17 protein-coding genes are annotated in these 17,979 nt (G+C 66.0%); 7 read left to right on the top strand and 10 right to left on the bottom strand.

Going from position 1 to position 17,979, the window contains the following annotated elements:
• Positions 1-33 precede the first annotated feature (33 nt).
• From EX88_RS0100320 to EX88_RS0100310, 3 genes are all read left to right on the top strand, one after another.
• Positions 34-456, top strand: a complete 423-nt coding sequence (locus EX88_RS0100320; protein ID WP_031370037.1) for a YqaA family protein — start codon at positions 34-36, stop codon at positions 454-456.
• Between the two features lie 345 nt (positions 457-801).
• Complete coding sequence (locus tag EX88_RS0100315) at positions 802-2,229, top strand: glycosyltransferase (protein ID WP_152565993.1); 1,428 nt, start codon at positions 802-804, stop codon at positions 2,227-2,229.
• A gap of 52 nt (positions 2,230-2,281) precedes the next feature.
• Positions 2,282-2,884: a DUF6445 family protein gene (locus EX88_RS0100310; protein ID WP_031370035.1), complete on the top strand. Its 603-nt coding sequence runs from the start codon at positions 2,282-2,284 to the stop codon at positions 2,882-2,884.
• A gap of 178 nt (positions 2,885-3,062) precedes the next feature.
• On the opposite strand, the gene EX88_RS0100305 is transcribed toward EX88_RS0100310, so the two are convergent.
• Positions 3,063-3,293: a DUF4287 domain-containing protein gene (locus tag EX88_RS0100305; RefSeq protein ID WP_031370034.1), complete on the bottom strand. Its 231-nt coding sequence runs from the start codon at positions 3,291-3,293 to the stop codon at positions 3,063-3,065.
• 233 nt (positions 3,294-3,526) lie between these two features.
• Here EX88_RS0100305 and EX88_RS0100300 point away from each other — a divergent pair, with 233 nt between their 5' ends.
• Together EX88_RS0100300 and EX88_RS0100295 are read left to right on the top strand one after the other, a co-directional pair.
• Positions 3,527-4,450, top strand: coding sequence for a M14 family metallopeptidase (locus EX88_RS0100300; protein ID WP_031370033.1), 924 nt, complete (start codon positions 3,527-3,529; stop codon positions 4,448-4,450).
• A gap of 230 nt (positions 4,451-4,680) precedes the next feature.
• Positions 4,681-5,061 carry a YciI family protein gene (locus tag EX88_RS0100295; protein WP_036147697.1) on the top strand — a complete coding sequence of 127 codons (381 nt, stop codon included), beginning with the start codon at positions 4,681-4,683 and terminating at the stop codon, positions 5,059-5,061.
• Positions 5,062-5,122: 61 nt separating this feature from the next.
• On the opposite strand, the gene EX88_RS0100290 is transcribed toward EX88_RS0100295, so the two are convergent.
• Together EX88_RS0100290 and EX88_RS0100285 are read right to left on the bottom strand one after the other, a co-directional pair.
• Positions 5,123-5,521 (bottom strand): hypothetical protein, encoded by a 399-nt coding sequence (locus tag EX88_RS0100290; RefSeq protein WP_051884245.1) that lies wholly within the window; start codon positions 5,519-5,521, stop codon positions 5,123-5,125.
• Between the two features lie 6 nt (positions 5,522-5,527).
• The gene (locus EX88_RS0100285; protein ID WP_235186171.1) at positions 5,528-7,171 is read right to left on the bottom strand and encodes a tyrosinase family protein; all 1,644 of its coding nucleotides are present in this window, start codon (positions 7,169-7,171) and stop codon (positions 5,528-5,530) included.
• A gap of 573 nt (positions 7,172-7,744) precedes the next feature.
• Here EX88_RS0100285 and EX88_RS0100280 point away from each other — a divergent pair.
• The gene (locus EX88_RS0100280; RefSeq protein ID WP_031370029.1) at positions 7,745-8,428 is read left to right on the top strand and encodes a class I SAM-dependent methyltransferase; all 684 of its coding nucleotides are present in this window, start codon (positions 7,745-7,747) and stop codon (positions 8,426-8,428) included.
• Positions 8,429-8,489: 61 nt separating this feature from the next.
• Here EX88_RS0100280 and phaZ7 read toward each other — a convergent pair whose 3' ends face one another.
• Positions 8,490-9,665, bottom strand: coding sequence for an extracellular native short-chain-length polyhydroxyalkanoate depolymerase PhaZ7 (phaZ7, locus tag EX88_RS0100275; protein WP_051884244.1), 1,176 nt, complete (start codon positions 9,663-9,665; stop codon positions 8,490-8,492).
• Positions 9,666-9,918: 253 nt separating this feature from the next.
• On the opposite strand from phaZ7, the gene EX88_RS24160 reads away from it, so the two are divergent.
• The gene (locus EX88_RS24160) at positions 9,919-10,710 is read left to right on the top strand and encodes a restriction endonuclease (RefSeq protein ID WP_051884243.1); all 792 of its coding nucleotides are present in this window, start codon (positions 9,919-9,921) and stop codon (positions 10,708-10,710) included.
• A 150-nt stretch (positions 10,711-10,860) separates the two neighbouring features.
• Here EX88_RS24160 and EX88_RS26720 read toward each other — a convergent pair whose 3' ends face one another.
• The 6 genes from EX88_RS26720 to EX88_RS0100240 all read right to left on the bottom strand — a co-directional run bounded on the left by EX88_RS26720 (position 10,861) and on the right by EX88_RS0100240 (position 17,849).
• Positions 10,861-12,489 carry a proprotein convertase P-domain-containing protein gene (locus EX88_RS26720; protein ID WP_031370026.1) on the bottom strand — a complete coding sequence of 543 codons (1,629 nt, stop codon included), beginning with the start codon at positions 12,487-12,489 and terminating at the stop codon, positions 10,861-10,863.
• A 392-nt stretch (positions 12,490-12,881) separates the two neighbouring features.
• A complete protein-coding gene (locus EX88_RS23310) occupies positions 12,882-13,295 on the bottom strand; it encodes a hypothetical protein (RefSeq protein ID WP_036147695.1) in 414 nt (137 codons plus the stop codon).
• 52 nt (positions 13,296-13,347) lie between these two features.
• Positions 13,348-14,799 (bottom strand): DUF2235 domain-containing protein, encoded by a 1,452-nt coding sequence (locus EX88_RS0100255; protein WP_200875775.1) that lies wholly within the window; start codon positions 14,797-14,799, stop codon positions 13,348-13,350.
• Between the two features lie 133 nt (positions 14,800-14,932).
• The gene (locus tag EX88_RS0100250; protein WP_031370023.1) at positions 14,933-16,039 is read right to left on the bottom strand and encodes an alpha/beta fold hydrolase; all 1,107 of its coding nucleotides are present in this window, start codon (positions 16,037-16,039) and stop codon (positions 14,933-14,935) included.
• A 388-nt stretch (positions 16,040-16,427) separates the two neighbouring features.
• Positions 16,428-16,724: a hypothetical protein gene (locus EX88_RS0100245; protein ID WP_031370022.1), complete on the bottom strand. Its 297-nt coding sequence runs from the start codon at positions 16,722-16,724 to the stop codon at positions 16,428-16,430.
• A 201-nt stretch (positions 16,725-16,925) separates the two neighbouring features.
• Positions 16,926-17,849, bottom strand: coding sequence for a hypothetical protein (locus EX88_RS0100240; RefSeq protein WP_051884242.1), 924 nt, complete (start codon positions 17,847-17,849; stop codon positions 16,926-16,928).
• Positions 17,850-17,979: the final 130 nt, after the last annotated feature.

Below are 17,979 nucleotides of genomic sequence, written 5' to 3'. Positions count from 1 at the left end.
AAGGGCCGCGGCGGCGACGCTAGAATGCGCGCGATGGCTTATCTGGGACTGTTCCTTACCGCGTTCGTCGCCGCCACCTTGTTGCCTGCGCAATCGGAAACCCTGCTGGCGGGAATGGTCGTGGCCGGCTATACGCCGTGGTTGTTGGTGCTCGTGGCCAGCATCGGCAACGTGCTCGGCTCGACCGTCAACTGGTGGCTCGGGCGCGAAGCGGTGCGTTTCAGCCATCACCGATTTTTTCCGGTCAAGCCGGCGGCGCTGGCGCGCGCCCGCGCCTGGTACGGCCGTTACGGCAAGTGGACGTTGCTGTTGAGCTGGCTGCCGATCGTCGGCGACCCGTTGACGCTCGCCGCCGGGGTGATGCGCGAGCGCCTGCGGGTGTTCCTGTTGATGGTGAGCATCGCCAAGACCGCGCGTTACGCGGTGTTGGCGGTCGTCGCTGTGCGCTATGCCTGAGTGCGTTGACGGCGGCCGGGGGCGTTGGCGCGATGTTGCTTTGCTGCGCGGTCGCTGTTCGTCGACGGGGTGCCGGGTCGTATCCGCAGCCACGCAGCAGCGGTATCTCTGCCTTACAACCAAAAGCCTTCGGTCCGCATCTACTGTCAAGGCCCACTTGGCAGTCTCGGTTCGCTCAAGAGGGCCTTGTACAATGCGCCCAAGAGGTGTGCGCGCGGCCTTCGATCGGCCGGTGCCGCACCTGTTCTGTCCAATGTTCTCGCTGCTTCGCGCGCGGGAGGTTCGGCCAGGACGAGGGCCGCAGCCGCGCTCGTCGCCGAACTTCACCAGCACAGGGATGTACGAATGGCCGGCTCTATCGCGTTGATGCTGTCGAAGACCGGCGGTCCGCCGTTTCACGGCTCGGTCGGCTACGTCAACGATACGATCGGCACGATCCTCGCCCGTCATCGCTGGCGGGTGCGCGCGTTCGAGCCGCCGCGCAGCGACCTGGGCGAAGAGGCCATGCTACCGTTCGCGCTGAGCGCGCGCCTGGCCGCGCTCGATGCTTCGTCGGCGCCGGATGTGGCCCTGTTCGACGGCGCGGGCACCTCGATCCGCGCACCGAGCCGCGGCTGGTCCCGGCGCAACCTGATGCTGTACCACGGCCTGGCCTACGGTACCGGCGTGTGGATGACCTCGCGCGACATCGATCTGCATTGCGCGAACTCGCCTTATCTCGAACGCACCCTGCACGCGACCTTCGCCTTTCCCAACTGGCACCGCCGCAGCTGTCTCAACCCGCACGGCATGCGCGCCCTGACCAGCCTGCAACTGCCGGTGCCCTGCGTCGAAAGCCCGGATGGCCACCCGGGTTTCGGCTACGGCGCCGACATCCCGCCGCAGATCCTGCGCCGGATCGAGGGCGGCCTGGTCTGGGGGCACGCGTTGCAGCCGGGCAAGCAGGACTGGTTCGCCACCTTGAGCGTGATGTATTGGCTCAACGAACTGCGCGGCGGCCCGAGCGCGAAGGGCATCAAGTTGCTGGTCTCGGAGTCGTCGCTGACCCTCGACGCCCGCCGGGCGATGGACGCGATGCTGGCCGGGAGCGGCCGCTCCTGCGACGACTACTTCGTGCCGGTGCCGAACCTCAACCAGCGCGCCTTGTTCCGCCTGATGCGGTCCAGCCACTTCGCCCTGGCCTATAACCGGTTTCCCGAACCGTTCGGTTTCTACGTGCTGGAATCGGTCCACAACGGCTGCCCGGTCTATACCAACGGCGTCGGCAACAACCGTTTCCTGCTGCCGCCCGGCAACGGCATCACCGTGCTGGAAACGCCGGCGATGGCGGCGCAGGCCGACGGCCGGCAAGACCCGGCGGCGTATCGCTGCGTCGCCGAACGCATCCTCGGCGACCTCGGCCGGCGCGACGCGATCGCCGGGCAATGCCGGCGCGGGGCCGCGCTGATCGACGAGCGCTGGTCGGTCGCGGCGTTCGAGCGTAGCTTGCTGGCGGCGCTGGACCGTCTGGAGCATCCTTTGCCGCCCGAGCCGGATTTCGAAACGCTGCAGGTGCAACTGAGCCCGTTGGTGCGTAGTCTGGACCCGAGCGGCCGCAGCCTGAACGACTATGCGAGCACCACGCTGCGGCCGGAGACGGTCGCGCTGGCGACGCAGTTGCTGGGGCAGCGCTGCGCCGACCTGGCTTCGCAGGAGATGGAACGGATCGAAGCCGGCCATCGTCTGTTCGCCGGCGGCCTGCTGACTTTGTCGACCGCTCCCGTTCCGCCCTGAGCCGCTTCATCCTTTCCGGCTTCGTCCCCTCATTGATCGTCCCGCCGCTGACATGCCCACTTCCCTGATCGTTGTCGACGACTTCTTCGAGCACGCGAACGGGCTGCGCGACGCGGCCTTGCGCCTGACGTATCCGGATCAGGAGGGCGCGTTCCCGGGGCGCAATTCGCTGGAACGGATCGAGCTGGACGGCCTGGCCCAGTACGTGTCCAGCATCGTCGGCGAACGTCTCAAGGTGATCTCGCCGCTGGGGTCGCACGCGAAATTCCGCATTACCCTGGGCTCTGACCAGGGCCGCGGCAAGGTTCATGTCGACCCAGGTTATTGGTCCGGCGTGCTCTACCTCAGCCGTCCCGAGGACTGCCGCGGGGGCACCGATTTCTTCCGCCATCGCCGCACCAACACCGATCGCCGCCCGATGAACGAGCGCGAGCTGGCCGAGCTGGGGTATGCCTCGATCGACGAGGCCCATCAGGACATCATCGAACGCGACGGCCTCGACGACAGCTGTTGGGAAACGACGATGACGGTGCCGATGCGCTTCAATCGCCTGATCCTGCTGAGGCCGTGGCTGTGGCATACCGCCGGCGCGGGCTTCGGCGACAGCCTGCAGAACGGCCGCCTGGTCTATCTGATGTTCTTCGAGGCCGCATAAATCGCGCGAAGCCGGGCGCGGTTCGCCGAATTCCCGCCCTGGCTCCGTCGTTGGTTCCGTCGTCCCACTTGGGGCGAGCGCTTTGTCGAATCGAGCCCTGCCGAGCAGGGCTTCGACCTGAGGCCCGGTCGGGCCTCGTGCGCTCTTCGTCTTGCCGGTGCCCGCGTACGGCTGAGTCTTACTTGTCGCCTTCCTTCTTGCTGCCCTTGAGCAGGGCCACGATGGCCATGGCGTGGCCTTGCCCGAGTTCGAAGTCCTGCTTCAGCCAGGCGATGATGTCGCCGGCCTTGATGCCCGGCTTCAGGCCCTTGGCGTCGGCGAAACCCTTGCTTTTGGCGAGGGAGCGAAACTGGGCCGGGGTCTTGCCGGTCTTGGTCTGGATATTGTCGAGATAGGCCTGGAAGGACATCGGTGCGGCTCCTGGAGTGGTTGGTTGGGGCGGTCGGTTTTCGCCCTTGTGCCAATTCGACGAACGAGGCGCCGACGAATCGACACGGTGTTTGGTTCCGGCGCGAATTTTTTCGACGGCTCATCGCCTGCCCCGGGTTTTGTGCAGGGAGGCCGGAGCCCGCTTGACCGGCCGGCTCCCGGGCCGGTGCTAAAATACCGGCCTTTCCATCACGCACCAGAGCGAGCGACGCGATGACCGCACCAGCTTTCTACCCGATCGGCACGCCCGGACAGCCCTGGGGCGCGGCGGAAGTGGCGCAATGGCGCTCCAGCCAGGTCCGCCATCGCAGCTACCAGGCCGGCGTGGTCAGCGCGATCGAGCGTCTGCGCTCGCGTTTCGACGTGGTCGAGTACGGTCGCCTCGATTACGCCCCGGACAGCTATCCCTTGTTCGCGATCAAGAGCCGCGACTGGCAGGACGGCTTGCCCTGCATGCTCGTTACCGGCGGCGTGCACGGCTACGAAACCAGCGGTGTGCACGGCGCGCTGGAATTCGTCGAGCGCCATGCCGCCGACTATGCCGGCCGGGTCAATCTGCTGGTCGCGCCCTGCATCAGCCCCTGGGCCTACGAACGCATCCACCGTTGGAACGCCGATGCGATCGACCCTAACCGCTCATTCCGCGAAAACAGCCCGGCCGAAGAATCGGCGGCGTTGATGCGCCTGGTCGCGCCGGTACGCGCCGAGGCGCTGGTGCACATCGACCTGCACGAAACCACCGACAGCGACGAGTCCGAGTTCCGCCCAGCCTTGGCCGCGCGCGACGGCAAGCCCTACGAGCCCGGCGAAATCCCCGACGGCTTTTATCTGGTCGGCGACAGCGAAGACCCGCAACCCGAGTTCCAGCAGGCAGTGATCGCCGCGGTCGAGAAAGTTACCCATATCGCTCCGGCCGACGCCCAAGGCGAGATCATCGGCTCGACCGTGGTCGCGCACGGCGTGATCAATTACCCGGTCAAGTCGCTCGGCCTGTGCGCCGGCATCACCGATGCCCGCTATCGCACCACCACCGAGGTCTATCCCGACAGCCCGCGCGCCACGCCGGAGCAGTGCAATGCCGCGCAGGCGGCGGCGGTGTGCGCGGCCATCGATTTCGCCTTGGCTCACCAGGCCTGAGCGCCCGGCGCCGGTCTCGGCCGGTGCCGCAAGTTACGAGGCCGCCCTCCGCGGCGGCCTCAAGTGGGTAGGGTCCGAGCGGCTCTGGGCCGGCTTGTCCCGGCCGTGCATCGATTTCCGCGGGCGTGTCGATTTCCGCCCCGCTGGTTCGTCGTCCTGACAGGAGCGGGTTTCAAGCGCCGGAGCTTCCGGCGGCCGCGCTCCACCGATGCGACCACCAGGAGACCTGCATGCGCTTTCTTTCGATGATCCGGATCAACGAGACCACCTGCCAACCGCTTACCGAGCAGTTGATGGCCGACATGGGCAAGTTGATGGAAGAGATGACCCGCGCCGGGGTGCTGATCGGCACCGCCGGTCTCACCCCGAGTTCCGACGGCGTGCGCCTGCGCTTGCGCAGCGGCAAGATCACCGCCACCGACGGTCCGTTCACCGAAAGCAAGGAAGTGATCGGCGGCTATGCCTTGCTGGAGGCGAACTCGAAGGAAGAGGCGATCGCGCACACGCGCCGTTTCCTGGCGGTCCACGGCGATGCTTGGGACATCGAGTGCGAATTGCGCCAGTTGCAACCCGACGGCGAGTGCGGCGGCGAGGCGATTCGAGTCAACTGACTGAGTCGATTGATTCGCCGCGACCGAGTCGCTGCAACCGGAGCAGATGCTGAGCGTGCGCTCAGGGGCCCTGGTCGCCGCTGAGGATCACCCGTACGCCGCGTACTTCATCGGCGGACGCCTCGCGCGGCGCGGCGTCCGCACGGGTGATGCGGATCCTCACACGCAACGGCGTGTCGCGAACCGCATCGGCGGGCAACGGCAGGGTATAGGTGCCGGCGTCGCGGCCGGGACGGATGGCATGGGGCGAGATCACCCCCAGCCTGCGCCCCGTGTCGCTGCTCACTTCGACCTCATGCCCGGTGGGGAGCGCGCCCAACTCCACTTCTAGGAAGGCGCGCTCGCCGGGTTTCGGCGGATGCGGCAGCGTCAGGCTGGTGTAATCGCGGCTCGCCGCGCACCCGCCCTGCACGATCAGCAGGGCGAGTGCGAAGACGACGGCGACGAGGCCGCGAAACATGCCCGATCAGCCGCCCGAGGTGATCGAAACGGCTTTGACCGGCACCGGGTCGGCCGGTTGCGGGCCCGAGGGCACCAAACGAATGTTCAAGCGTGTGCTGGCGCCTTCGGCGGTGGAGAACGCCTGCAAGGTCTTGCGCAAGGGTACGGCGAACGTGGCCGAGTGCGACATCGCCATGTTCGGCATGGTCGAGCCGAAGAAGGCGATGGTGCCTGCGTAGTAGGGGCTGTTCGCGTCGACCTGGCCGACGTCGGCCGGCGCGTTGACCAGCACGTCGAACTCGCGCGCGAGCGCCAATCCGTCCGGGCGGTCGAAAGTGACCTCGGCGATCAACGGCGCCGGTAAGGTATCGGCCAGATGGCGTTTTACCAGCGCCGCCGGCAAGGTCACCGAGGCCGTATTCGCTTCGACCGCGCCCTTGATCGAACCGAACCGTTCCGCCGACGCCTGCAACTTCGGCTGCGTTGGCAGTTCGCTGCCGTAGCCAGGGCCGTAGTCGTAGTCGAAGGCGGTCGTGCTGACGTAGTCGCCGGCCTTGCTGGGGCCGACGAAGCCGCCGTCGCCGCCGACGTAGAACAAGAAGGGCTCGTTCAGGAAGGTGTTCGAATCGCTGCCGGTCGGCAGGATCGGCAAGCCGGCCAAGAACTGTTTCTTCGTCCACAGATACCACAGGCGGTCCATGTTCGAGTGGTGCAGATAGAAGATCGGGTCCACCGGCGACAGGAAGTTGGTCATGTTGCCGTAGGGGCCCGGGTCGATCGGGCCGACGCCGCCGATGTAGTTGTGCACCTTGTTGTGCGGGAAGCCTTCTAGGATCGAGAAATGGGTCGAGCCGTCGGGCTGCACCAGATGGGTGGCGGTCTTCGAGCTGGCGAAGCTGTTGCTGATGCTGGGATCGTAGAACAGGGTCGGCGCCAGCCCGGAATCGATGACGTGCGGGGAGACGTCGTAAGTCGTTTTCTCGTCGAGCTTGGGATTGGATCGCGACAAGTAGCGCGCAGCGCAGGTGACCACGAAGGCCTGATTGCCGGAGATGCCGGTCTTCTGCGCCACGTTGTAACCGGTGACGTCGTTCCAGACCTGGTCGAAGGTCGAATAACCGCGCGACTGCAACTGCGTGCGCTGCGCACTCGACAGCGAGTTCCAGTACTTCGTAAGCGAGGGCTTGATGAAGGAGGTGAACTTCGCCAGGTTGCCGGTATACGGCGAATAGGCGCCGTCGGTGGGGGTGAGGACACCGTCGAACATGCCCGCGGGGATTTCCGGATGGCGGGTCCAGTCCCAGAACGGCATGGCGAAATTCGGATCGTTGCTGAGCCTGCGGATGGCGCGTTCGAAATAACCCACATAACCGCGGTGCCAGACATAGAACCACCAATTGCCGTGCGGGCAATCGAGGAAATGGGTGAAGGCGTTACGGAACCAGTTGAGCGGATCTTCGGGAGGCAGCTTGAGCATGGCTTCGATGCCGCGCGCGTAGCTGACCAGCATCTTCTGGCCCTCCGGGGTGGCGACGTCGTAACGACGCCAGCGCGCGGCCTTGTCCGGCCCTTCGGCGCCTGCGGCGAGGGCCGAGCCGAACGGCAACATCGAGCTGCCGAGCGCGGCGGCGGTGGTGGTCAGAAATTCGCGGCGTGTATAGCGCATCATGCAGTCCTCCTGGTTCGTGGGCGATCCGTAATCGGCTGCATGGTTTGCCGAGCGCTTTGTTCCGCCTTCTCGTATCGCGTCGATGCGCCCGGCTTGGATGTCGACGGGCATCGAGCATCTTCGCGGCGGGCATCTTCGAAGTCGGCGGCCATCTCTCGGTCGTTGAACGATGCAGAGCGCTGAGATCGCCGATCACGACCGTCGATACAGCGCTTCTTCGGGATGGACGTAGTGAGGGGAGCGGGGCGGCCAGGCCGATGACGAAGTCGGGCCGGCGGTCGCAGTTTCGAGCCGGCGGCGGACACGGGTCGTCGCGAAGCGGCCGTCGCGCAAGCTCAGCCTGCCGCTGAGTGAGCAGGCGCCGGTCGGCCCGCGCCGGCTGGGTCAGGCACTGCGCGTCGCGGCCGACGCTCGGTTCAGGCTTTCGGCCTCGCGACCGCCCGCACAGGTGTAGGATGCAGTCGTAAGCCGTTCCAATCGCGCGTCTCGCCCGACCGATCCTTGATCGCTCGCTTCGCTCCCTTTCACGCGTCATCGCCCTGATCCAGGGGGACGCCCACTTGGGAGCGGCTTTTGCCCGGCTATACCACCCGACAACTTTCCCTGACCGTAGGCGGCGACGCCTGGGGCTTGCGAGTGTTGAGCGATCTGCAGCAGTTCAGCGATCCCGATGGCCACGGCGAACGCCTCGGCATTTCCGCCGCGCAATGGAGTCTGTTCGGGCAGGTCTGGCCGGCCGGGCAATTGCTGGCGCAGGCCATGCACCGTTTCGCCATCCATGGCGAACGCATCCTCGAACTCGGCTGCGGCATCGGCCTGGCCAGCCTGGTGTTGCAGCGGCGCGGGGCGAACATCGTCGCCAGCGACGTGCATCCGCTCACCGAACCCTTCCTGGCCTACAACGCCGCATTGAATCAACTGCCGGCGGTGCATTACCGGCAACTGCGTTGGGACACGCCGCTGCCCACGCTCGGCCGCTTCGACCTGATCATCGCCAGCGACGTGCTGTACGAGCGCGATCAGGCCGAGTTGATCGGCGAGGTCATCGCTCGTCACGCCTTCGACGATGCGCAGGTGCTGATCACCGATCCCGGCCGCGGCAACAGCGCGCGTTTCACCCGCCTGATGCTGGCGCAGGGCTATTCGGTGGAAGAGCGGCGCTGCCCGATGAACGACACGGACCTGCCTCCGCATCGCGGGCGCTTGCTGCATTACAGCCGCGGCGCAGGCGGCGGAAACGGTAACCCGCCGTCGTAAAGGCCCACGCTCGATCGGGCTCGACGCGGCGGTCCATCACGGTTCCGCCGTCTGGGTGCTTCTAGCGATTCACTGCCGGCCCGTTCACACCGACATAGCCGTTCGCGCAGCCGGTCGTGCAGGTCGTCGCCAGCATGTTGTAGACGATGCGGCCGGCGTTGGTCTTGGAGCGGAAGTGGCCGACGCCGTTGCTGGTGTCGCCGCCGCCGGCGTTGTAGGGGCTGCCGTCGCTCCAATCCCAATCGTAGGCATAGGCGGTGCTGCCCACGCCGATGTCGACTTGCGCCTTGACGTTGCTGGCGGGGTTGAACAGCGCGCCGCTGCTGCAACCGGCCGAGTAGCTGGTGGTGAAGCACTGCACCTGGTCGTGCAGACCGGCAGTGATCGTGTAGAACGCGATCCCGCTGTACATCGCCGGCACGGCGCGAAGGCTGTTGCTGCCGCTGCCGGTCCAGCGGTTATAGCCGTAGTAGGCGACGCCGCTGCTCGGGTAAAGGCCGAAGGTGTAGTAGTCGTACGGAAAAACATAGGCCTCGGCATTGCAGGTCGGCGCATACGGCGATTGATAGCCGGTGCTGAGGCAGGTCTGCAGGCCGCGCAGCCCGCCGCCGATATTGACGAAGCGGCGCACGCTGGCCTGATAGCCGTAGTAGCGCAGCATCGCCAGGGACATCGACGAGCCCAGCGAATGGGTGACGATGTCGACCTGGCCGCGGCCGGTGTAGGTTTTGACCTTGTCGATGAAGGTCTTGAGGATCTGGTACTTGGCCGGCTGATGATAGTTGTACTGCGGCGAGCTGCGTTCCTCCGCATCCAGATAGGTCACGCCGAACAGCTCGCAGTCGTTGTAGCCGCGCGCCTTGAGCTCGTCGTACATCGAATGGGCCGGTGTGGCGTAGCCGGTGACCGCCGCCGGCGGCATGTCGAAGCTGAGCGCGCTGTCGCCGTTGCCGGAGACGAATACGACCGGCGTGCGCGTGGCGATACAATCGCCGCCGCCGAAGCCGCCGCTGCCCACGCCGGGGCTGAAACCTCCCGCGTACTGAGAAGCCGTGCCTTGGCAGGTGTAGCCGTTGTTGCTGCCGCAATCCAGCGCCCGAGCGGTGGAGGGCGCCAGCAAGGCGAGCGCGCCCAGCATCGGCAGCAGGGCCGATAGGGTCAGGCCCGCGGCGCGGGTCGAATCGAAGGCGGAATCGGACGGACCGTGGCAAACCCACTTCAGCGCGGTGCGGAGCATGAGTGCTTCCCTCCCCAGGGTGTCGGCTCGACGGCGACGAACGCCGGATCGGGCCGATGCTGGACCTGTGGGGTGAGCTTGGGTATTGCACCTATGGGCGATGCCGGGCAGGTAGGCTGACGGCCCGCTGTTCGTCCGTCCGAGAGGCGCGGGTATCGATGCATCGCAACCATCCCGCCTGCCGACACCGGGTCACTCGAATGGCGCCGCCGATGTGGGTTATCGTTTTTGCGTGGGCCGCTGCGGGGCAGGTATGAACGGACTCAAGAATGTACGCCAGCGTCGCGACGACGCTTTGGCCAAAGTCGGCTGGGAGCAACTGGAGGCATTACTCGCGGAGCATTACCGCGGGCAGGGGTTCCGCGTCGAGCACGTGGGAACAGCGGGCACCGGGGCGCGTTTCGACGGCGGCATCGATCTGAAACTCCATCGCGAGGATGAGTACATCCTGGTCCAGTGCAAACACTGGAATGCCAAGCAGGTTCCGCATAACGCCGTACACGAATTGCTGGGCCTGCTGGTCAATGAAGGGGCAACAGGCGCGATCCTGGTAAGCAGTGGCGAATTCACTCGCGCTGCGATCGATGCCGCAACCCGCCAGGGGCACGTTCAATTGATCGATGGCGATGCCCTCAGGCTCATGCTGGGTGCGCGCCTGGATCGGCTCGACGCCTCGCAATTCACTGTGCGCACAACAGCGAACGGCCACGGCAGGCGCGGGCGCGTCAATCGCGCTTCACAGCGCGCAGCCAACGCCATTTGGTGGTTGTTTTCTCTGCTGGGTATGTTGGTTTTCCTATGGCTGATTCAGACCTTGCTGCAGCGCACGGCCGGCACGGCAGGGCCCGCTGCGCAGCGCATGGAACGCGAGCCGGGGCCGATACCTCCAGCTCGCGGGGAGGACGATAGGCCGATGGATAGCGTGACCTGGCATGGAGAAGTGTTGCCGGAGCAGAAGCAGGCGACCGACGCCGAGATCCGCGAAGCGCGACGCCGTGCCGAGGAATCGCAGCGGATCATCGAACAATCGACCCCTGAGATGTAGCGGCCAGGCATATAGGCGGCGCCACGAGCAGAATCTTGAGAGTCTTCGAATCAAAGAGGCGCAGCGAATCGACTCGCTGCGCCCCTCCCGGTGCGGCCGGCCATCAAAGCCCGGACCGTATCCGTCGCGCCGCCGAAGCGGCGGTATTCATCAGAACTGCAGGCTCCACTGGTCGATCTTGCCCACGTCGGCGCGGGCGTTGTCGTTGACCAGCAGCTTCCAGGTGCCGTTCGCCGCTTCGCTGGAAGCGTTCACGGTATAGGTCTTGATGATGTTGTCGGCGCTGCCGCCGCTGCGGTTGTGCAGGGTGTAGCGGGTGCCGTCCGGCGCCACCAGGTCGACGCGCAGGTCGCCGATGAAGGTGTGCTTGATGTCGACCGCTACTTTCAGCGTGGCCGGCGCATTGCCGGAGACGCCGCTGACGACGATCGGGCTTTCCACGCTGCGCAGGTCGAGGATCGGGTAGTCGCCGGCGTTCTCGAAGAACGTCTTGCCGCTCACCGCGACCTGCTTGCTGACGCTGTGGCTGGCGCCGTCGTTGTCGGTCACCGTCAGGGTGACGGTGTAGGTGCCGTTTTCGAGATAGGTGTGTTCGGGATGGGCCTGGGTCGATTGGCTGCCGTCGCCGAAGTCCCACAGATGCGAGGCGATGACGCCGTCGCGGTCGGTCGAGGTATCGGTGAAGCTGACCTTGAGCTCGGCGGCGGCCAGGCTGAAGTCGGCGACCGGCGGGTACAGCACCTTCAGTTCGTCGGCGCCGATGTCGACCGTGCGCACGCCGTCGCCGTTGCCGTCGATGACGCGCTTTTCGCCGTCGATGTCGGTTTCGGGCAAGAAATCGGCGGTGGCGCCGGCGTCGACGGCGGGCGAGCCGGCGGCGATGTGGTAGTTGCCGATGGTGGGGGCGACGAACAACGGGTCCGCGGAAAGGTTGCCGTTGATGCCGGTCTGGTCGGCGACGCCGACGTAGTTGCTGGTGTTGTTGAAGACCAGGTTGTTCTTGAACAGCGGATGGTTCGCCGGGGTGCCGTTGGTGATCTCGAAACCGACCGCGTTGCCGGCCAGGATGTTGTTCTGGTACAGGTGCAGGGTCGAGTTGACCTGGGCGCTGACCTTGATGCCGGTGCGGTTGCCGACGATGGTGTTGTTGGACACCTGCGGGCTGTTGCCGCTCGGCAGGGTCATGGTGATCGCGCGGCAGGGGTTGTCGACGATCAGGTTGTTGACGATGTCGGGCGACGAACCGTTGACGAAAGTGATCACGCCGGACAAATGCTGGGTGTCGCAACTGTTGTTGCGGAAGATGTTGCGCTCGATCAGCGCCGAGGAGCCGTTGCCGCCGATGGCCGCACCGTAGCCGCCCGCGGTCTGGGTGTTGGTGTCGAAGATGTTGCCGACGATGCTCGGCGAGGCGGCCAGGATGTCGATGCCCGCGCCGAAGCTGGCGCGGCCGTTCTTGACGGTGAAGCCTTCCAGGCGCGAGGCCGGGCCTTCGCCGCTGTCGAATACCAACACGTTGCCGCTGTTGCCGCCGTCGATGATGGTCGTCGCCGGGCCACCCTCGCTGATCACGGTAATGGCTTTGCCGTCGTAATTGAGGCGTTCGGGATAGCTGCCCGGCGATACCAGCACGGTGTCGCCGGCGACGGCGGCGTTGATCGCGGCCTGGATGGTCGGGTAATCCGCCGGGACCCGCAGGGTGGTCTGTGCGGCGGCGGGCAGTGCCAGCGACAGCGCCAGCGATGCGAGGGCGGTCTTTTTCAATTGCGTATGCTTCATACCAACTCCTTGGTGTGATGATCGAGAGGCTTGCGATGACGCGCCGTGCCCCGATTGCGCGAGCGGGCGCGCCCGAGGCCGCTGTGCGGCTGCGGACGTTCGTTTCGGCACGATCGAGAGACCCCGGGGCGACAGGACATGGCCGGCGAGCGAAGCGCTTCGGTCCGGGGCATGTCCTCGTGCACTGTAAGGCAGGGGTGTCGCAGGGGATGAGCCGATGGGTAGGCGCTCGTGATCGATTCCATCGTCGCTTCCGTGATGGCGGCGCGGTCGCTGTGGCTGCGCGGCCGCGGCTCGCGCCGCTCCTATCCCCGGGGCGTTGCTGACTTGAGGCGATAAAAAAGCCGGGCTCCATGGGAGCCCGGCTTGGTTCGCTTCCAGTGCGTGGCGGTTTACTCCGCGGCGCGGCACTTGGTCAGCTTGAGACCCTGCACGACGGTGCCGACCTGGCCTTCGTTCGTGCACTCGAACACCAGGGTCGAGGATTTCTGGAACGGCTGGATCTCGTTGCCCTCGAACTTGGCCTTCAGCGCTTCCTGCTCGGCGACTTCGAAGGCGGTGTCGAACATCGCGCCGTCCTCGGCGATCGCGCCGAAGTAGGTGCCGCCGGGCTCCGAGCCCATGCGCATCAGCTGACCGGAGAAGGCCAGACGGCGTCCGTCGTACTTCTTCCCCGCGGCCTCGGGGTTCGCGGCGTATTCGGCGGCGATTTCGTTGTAGCTCAGCACGGTGGTCTGTGCATGGGCGGAAAGAGCGCACAGGCCCAGGATGGCCATGGCCGCGAGGGCCGCCGGTCGAACATGCATATCGATCACCTCCGTATGTGGGCGCGTAGGCTCGATAAGAATGTCGATGCTGTCAAGTTTCGTGCGGCAGCGACTGCGGGCACGAGGCGGTCTCGGCGACCGCGTAGTAACGGGTCAGCCGCACGTCCAGGGCCAACGAGTCCGGCCGATAGGGACGGACCTCGCCGCAGTGGCGCACGGAGGCCAGGTCGAAGCGTTCGTACACGCTGCGATGCAGCGGTGCGCCGCGCGCCTCGATCCGCGACTTGGCTTTCCAGGCGATGCGCCACCCCTGCGGGACCCAGTCCGGGTAACGATCGAGCATGCGCTGGATCTCGCAATGTTGCATGCCGGCCGCGGAAGGGAATAGGTGCAGGCGGCTGCGATCGACCAGCAGCGGGTGCGGCAGTTCGGCGGTCTGTTCCAGCATCCACGACAGGGCGATGTCGGACAGCCGCGATTCGTCTTCGTCGTAGCTGCCGCCGATGTCGGAATGGCAGCCGGCGAACCAGACCTGGCGCAACCACTCCGGTTCGCCGGGCTCGTGCGCCACGTGCTGGCCTTTCACGCCCCATTCGACGCGGGCGAAGTCGGCGCGGCGCTCGTCGATGGACAGCGCATGGCGTGCGTAACGGACGCGGCGGCCGAGCAGGCGGTCGTAGAAGCCCGAACGCCAGCCGGCGAAATGCCAGCGAAAATCGCCCGGGTTCGGAAAGTCGCGGATCGACCGGTAGTGTTGCTTGAACAACTGGTAGACGCCGGCCAGGATCAACCCGCCGAGGTAGGGGACGATGTAACGCCCCAGATCGAAGCCGTACAGGACGGCGCAAGGCAGCAGGATGGTCAGCGCGACCAGCAGAGACACCATGACGAAGCGCAGCAGGCCCTTGGCCCCGAGCGCGGCAACGGTGTCGAACACGCCGATGAAATACGGCACGACGTTCGACTGGCCGTCGATGTCGCAGCCGTACTTGAGGCGGAAGCGCCGGGCTTTCTCCTTGCGTTCGGGCTCGTACTTGCCGCGGTCCTTACCCGCGCCATGCTCGTAGACCTGCAGTACCGCCTCGCGCGCGACCCGCATCAGGCCGCGTCCGTAGCGAGGGACCGGCTTGCCGTCCGCGTCGTGGGTGGGCACGCCGCACAGATTGAGTACGCCGCCGACGCAGCGCGCGGTGTAAGCGCCACGGCTGAAACCGAACAGATAAATGCGGTCGCCGGGCTCGTAGTGTTTCAAGATCGCCGCATAACATTCGACGATGTTGGTGCTGATGCCGGTGCCCATCGCCGAGCTGAAGAACTTGCGCAGGGTGCGTAGGAAACGCAGGCGGACCTGGCCGGCATCGGCGTCGGTGCCCAGGCCGGCGTCGTAGAAGGCGACTTGCTCGGCCGGGTCGATCGGGCTCTCGGGGCCGTTGCGGGTGGCCCGGTACAGTTTGTAGACGTTGCTCAGGCGCTGGTCGGGCCGCAGCCCACCGGCCTGTCCGGTGCCATCGGCGAAGATGAGGATGTTTTTCGATCGGTCCACGGCCGACATTGCGATCTTCCCTGTAGCCCTGTGGCTATGGGTAGGCAACGTGGATCGGGGCGCAGGTCGGCCATGGACCCGCGATCGGGGCCGGCGGCCGCATCGGCAGCGCGCCGGCCCGCATGCGCAGCGGTCACTGCTTGGCGTCGTCCTTGGCCAGCGGTCGCACGTATTGCAACAGACTGGCCAGGACCTTGCCGGGTTCTTCCCACTGGATCATGTGCGAGGAGTGCTCGAACCACACGCCCTGCTTGTACGGCGCCTTGACCTGGGCCAGCCAGTCCGCGGTCGGTTGCGACGGCGTGGTGTAGTCGTGGCGGCCCATGAACATCACCACCGGGATCGGGAATTCGCGGACCTTGCTGAAGTCGACGGTGACGAATTCCGGCAGCACGCGGCCGAGGCTGAACTCGTTGCCGCGGTTGACCGCGGCGCGGTCGCAGTCGTTGTACTCGGGCGACAGCAGTGGGGCGCGGTAAAAGTACAGCGACTCGTCGCGGTAGGCGGTCATGCCGCCGTAGTACTGCGACCACTTGCGTGCGGCGATGATGCGTTCGCGGGTGATCGGCTGGTCGCCGGGGTAGGGTGCGATGGCCTCCATCTCCTTGACCGCTTCGGTGTTGCCGTGGGCTTTGGCCTGCTGCATGCCGTAGTCGAAGCTGATGCGCTCGTTCTCGCGCACGTTGATGGCCTGGCCCACGCCGAGGTAGGCATGGAACAGGTCCGGCCGCTTCAGCGCCGCGGTCATCGCGACGATGGTGCCCCAGCTGTGGCCGGCCAGCACCACCTTGCGCTTGCCGTAGCGCTTGCGCACGTACTCGGCGATTTCGATGGCGTCGTCGGCATAGCGTTCGACCTGCAGGGTGTCGGCATAAGCCTGCGGATCGTGGGAGGCGAAGGTCTTGCCGGCGCCGCGCTGGTCCCAGTTGACCACGGTGAAGAATTCCTCCATCGGACGCTGGAACTGCCACATCGTTGGGATCAGCGGCGAGGCCGGGCCGCCGTGGGCGAACAGCAGGATGGGGTTGGCCTTGTCCTGGCCGCGCACGTTGAGCCACTGGTCGATGCCGCCGATGCGCACGGCATAGGCTTCCTGGACCCCGTTCGGGGCGACGATGCGGCTGAGGTCTTGGACCACGGCGCGGGCGCGCTCGTAGTCCGAGGTGTTCTTGCATTCCTCGGCCATGGTCAGGCCGGGGACGGACAGCAACAGGGCGAACAAAGCAGGCATCGTCTTCATAGGCAGTTTCCGGATCGGTGGTCGACAGGACGACGCAGCGAACGGATCGGTGGCGCCGGCCGAGGCTTCGTTGCGTGGTGCAAGTGATGCGGCGATGGCGGAAACGGTTGCATCGACGGCGGCGTCGCGCGAGGGGCGATACCTGCAATGTTCAGACGTGGCCGGTCTTATCCACGGGCCGACGCCGGGCGATGCCTCGAGGCCTCATGAGCGGATCCAAGCGCGGTTCGGGCGCACTACGCGCACGCCGGCAGGGAGGTCGGCCAGTTCGGCCGGTCGGGAAGGATCGTCGCGTCCCAGGGGCAGGCCAATGGCGAAGCGGGGTCGGAGACTCTAGCGGTGATGGCGGTCTCCGACCCGGTTCTTACTCGGAAGTCTTCGAATCGGCTCAGGGAACATAACTGCAGGTGACGCTCACCGCACTTTGAGCGGCGGAGAACTGCATCTCGTTCGGGGTGGCGGTGCGGCTGGTCCAACTGTCGCTGCGATAGTCGTAGATGGCGTCGAGATACACGGCATCGTCCACGCCGAACTTGATCACGGCGTTGGCGCTGAGCGTGACCGTGAAGCTCTTTCGGTCCTGGCCCAGCGTATAGCTTTGATTGATGACGCCTTCGGAATAGATGGTCCACTCCTGGTCGGCTCTGGTGTCGTTGTAGATAAAAAGAGTCTTGTTTCTGGACATCGGACGCTCCCATCGGCAATCGCGGAAAGGCAGGACGCGCTGCAAGGTTCGCCATTGCCCGCAGCCGCGCCTGGTCGGAACAGGCGCTAAAGCGCCTCGTCCGTTGCCTGTTGGAACGTGGGCCAGGCCGGTGCGTGAACCCGCCGGGGAGTTTTCTCGCGGTCCGCTTGCGTCTGCGATGATGCGGCCGCTGCGGTCCGATCAGTAGTCTTTCAGTTCGCCGAGCGGGATGCGCTGGATGTGCGTGCGCGGTTCGACGCCGCTGTCGCGGTAGTCGTCGGCGGCGCTTTCGTAGGTCACCCAGACTTCGTTGTCGATGACGTTGATGCCTTCGGCGTAATGGTCGAGACGGTAGACGCTCTGCGCATCCTTGGCCGCTTCGAGTCGGAAGTTCGCGCCGTTGCCGGTGAACTGCTGAAAGACCAGCTCGCGCGGCGATTCGTCCTGGCCCCCGAAGGAGGTGCTGAAGAGCAGGCCCCGGTCGGTCGCGGTCACGCCCTGGGCGTAGTAGGGCGTCTCGACCGGGGCGCTGGGGTTGACGAACTCGCCCTTGGCGCCGATATCGAAACGCACCAGGCTGGGTTTGCCGTCGAAATCCTGTTTGGCCTGGTCCGAGCCGAAGCCGTTCGGGTCGACCGCGAACTGGCCGACATAGGCCTGGCCGTCCTTGACGGTCAGGTAGCTGGCGTTGCTGCCCTCCGGCATGCGGTTGATCCACACTGGCTCGACCGAGCCGCCGTTCTGGGCGGCATCGATGTCTTCGCGCCGATACACGTAGACCGATTCCGTATCGGCCAGGTACACGAACTTGCCGTCGGTCGCCACGCCGCCGCCCTTGTCCGGCGCGATCGCGCACAGGTTCTCGGCGCTGCCGCCGTCGAGCTTGACGTGCTTGACCTCGGGGCCGCCGTCCTGGTTCTGGATCGACAACAGGACGCCGTCGTCCTTGTTGTAGTAGGTCGTCAGGACTTGCCGACGCTGGGCATCGTAGCCCTGGCCCTGGGGGATGAACTCGCCGACGTGGATCAGCTCCGGGCCGTCGGGCAGGGTGGGGCGGGCGGATTCTTGGACGGGAACCGACGTCTGGGGAATCCAGGCGCTGCCGCTGGTGCCGGAGACGTGCATGGGAAGGCTCCTCTCGCCGACAGGGCACTGCCGATGCGGGCACTTTAGGCCGCGCCCGCCGCGGGCACAGCTAGGGTTGCCCCTATCGGAACGTCATCTTCAACGCGGTTTCTTGATACCGGTCGTAAAA

This window comes from Lysobacter antibioticus, from assembly GCF_000731095.1.
GTDB lineage: Bacteria > Pseudomonadota > Gammaproteobacteria > Xanthomonadales > Xanthomonadaceae > Lysobacter > Lysobacter antibioticus_B.
Note: the sequence above shows the minus strand (reverse complement) of the source record. Positions and strands in the feature narration are given on the sequence as shown.

What these genes read in the sequence shown, in the direction of transcription:
- EX88_RS0100320 (WP_031370037.1), top strand. Translation starts at nt 34, where the DNA reads ATGGCTTATCTGGGACTGTTCCTTACCGCGTTCGTCGCCGCCACCTTG.
- EX88_RS0100315 (WP_152565993.1), top strand. Translation starts at nt 802, where the DNA reads ATGGCCGGCTCTATCGCGTTGATGCTGTCGAAGACCGGCGGTCCGCCG.
- EX88_RS0100310 (WP_031370035.1), top strand. Translation starts at nt 2,282, where the DNA reads ATGCCCACTTCCCTGATCGTTGTCGACGACTTCTTCGAGCACGCGAAC.
- EX88_RS0100305 (WP_031370034.1), bottom strand. Translation starts at nt 3,293, where the DNA reads ATGTCCTTCCAGGCCTATCTCGACAATATCCAGACCAAGACCGGCAAG.
- EX88_RS0100300 (WP_031370033.1), top strand. Translation starts at nt 3,527, where the DNA reads ATGACCGCACCAGCTTTCTACCCGATCGGCACGCCCGGACAGCCCTGG.
- EX88_RS0100295 (WP_036147697.1), top strand. Translation starts at nt 4,681, where the DNA reads ATGCGCTTTCTTTCGATGATCCGGATCAACGAGACCACCTGCCAACCG.
- EX88_RS0100290 (WP_051884245.1), bottom strand. Translation starts at nt 5,521, where the DNA reads ATGTTTCGCGGCCTCGTCGCCGTCGTCTTCGCACTCGCCCTGCTGATC.
- EX88_RS0100285 (WP_235186171.1), bottom strand. Translation starts at nt 7,171, where the DNA reads ATGATGCGCTATACACGCCGCGAATTTCTGACCACCACCGCCGCCGCG.
- phaZ7 (WP_051884244.1), bottom strand. Translation starts at nt 9,665, where the DNA reads ATGCTCCGCACCGCGCTGAAGTGGGTTTGCCACGGTCCGTCCGATTCC.
- EX88_RS24160 (WP_051884243.1), top strand. Translation starts at nt 9,919, where the DNA reads ATGAACGGACTCAAGAATGTACGCCAGCGTCGCGACGACGCTTTGGCC.
- EX88_RS26720 (WP_031370026.1), bottom strand. Translation starts at nt 12,489, where the DNA reads ATGAAGCATACGCAATTGAAAAAGACCGCCCTCGCATCGCTGGCGCTG.
- EX88_RS23310 (WP_036147695.1), bottom strand. Translation starts at nt 13,295, where the DNA reads ATGCATGTTCGACCGGCGGCCCTCGCGGCCATGGCCATCCTGGGCCTG.
- EX88_RS0100250 (WP_031370023.1), bottom strand. Translation starts at nt 16,039, where the DNA reads ATGAAGACGATGCCTGCTTTGTTCGCCCTGTTGCTGTCCGTCCCCGGC.
- EX88_RS0100245 (WP_031370022.1), bottom strand. Translation starts at nt 16,724, where the DNA reads ATGTCCAGAAACAAGACTCTTTTTATCTACAACGACACCAGAGCCGAC.
- EX88_RS0100240 (WP_051884242.1), bottom strand. Translation starts at nt 17,849, where the DNA reads ATGCACGTCTCCGGCACCAGCGGCAGCGCCTGGATTCCCCAGACGTCG.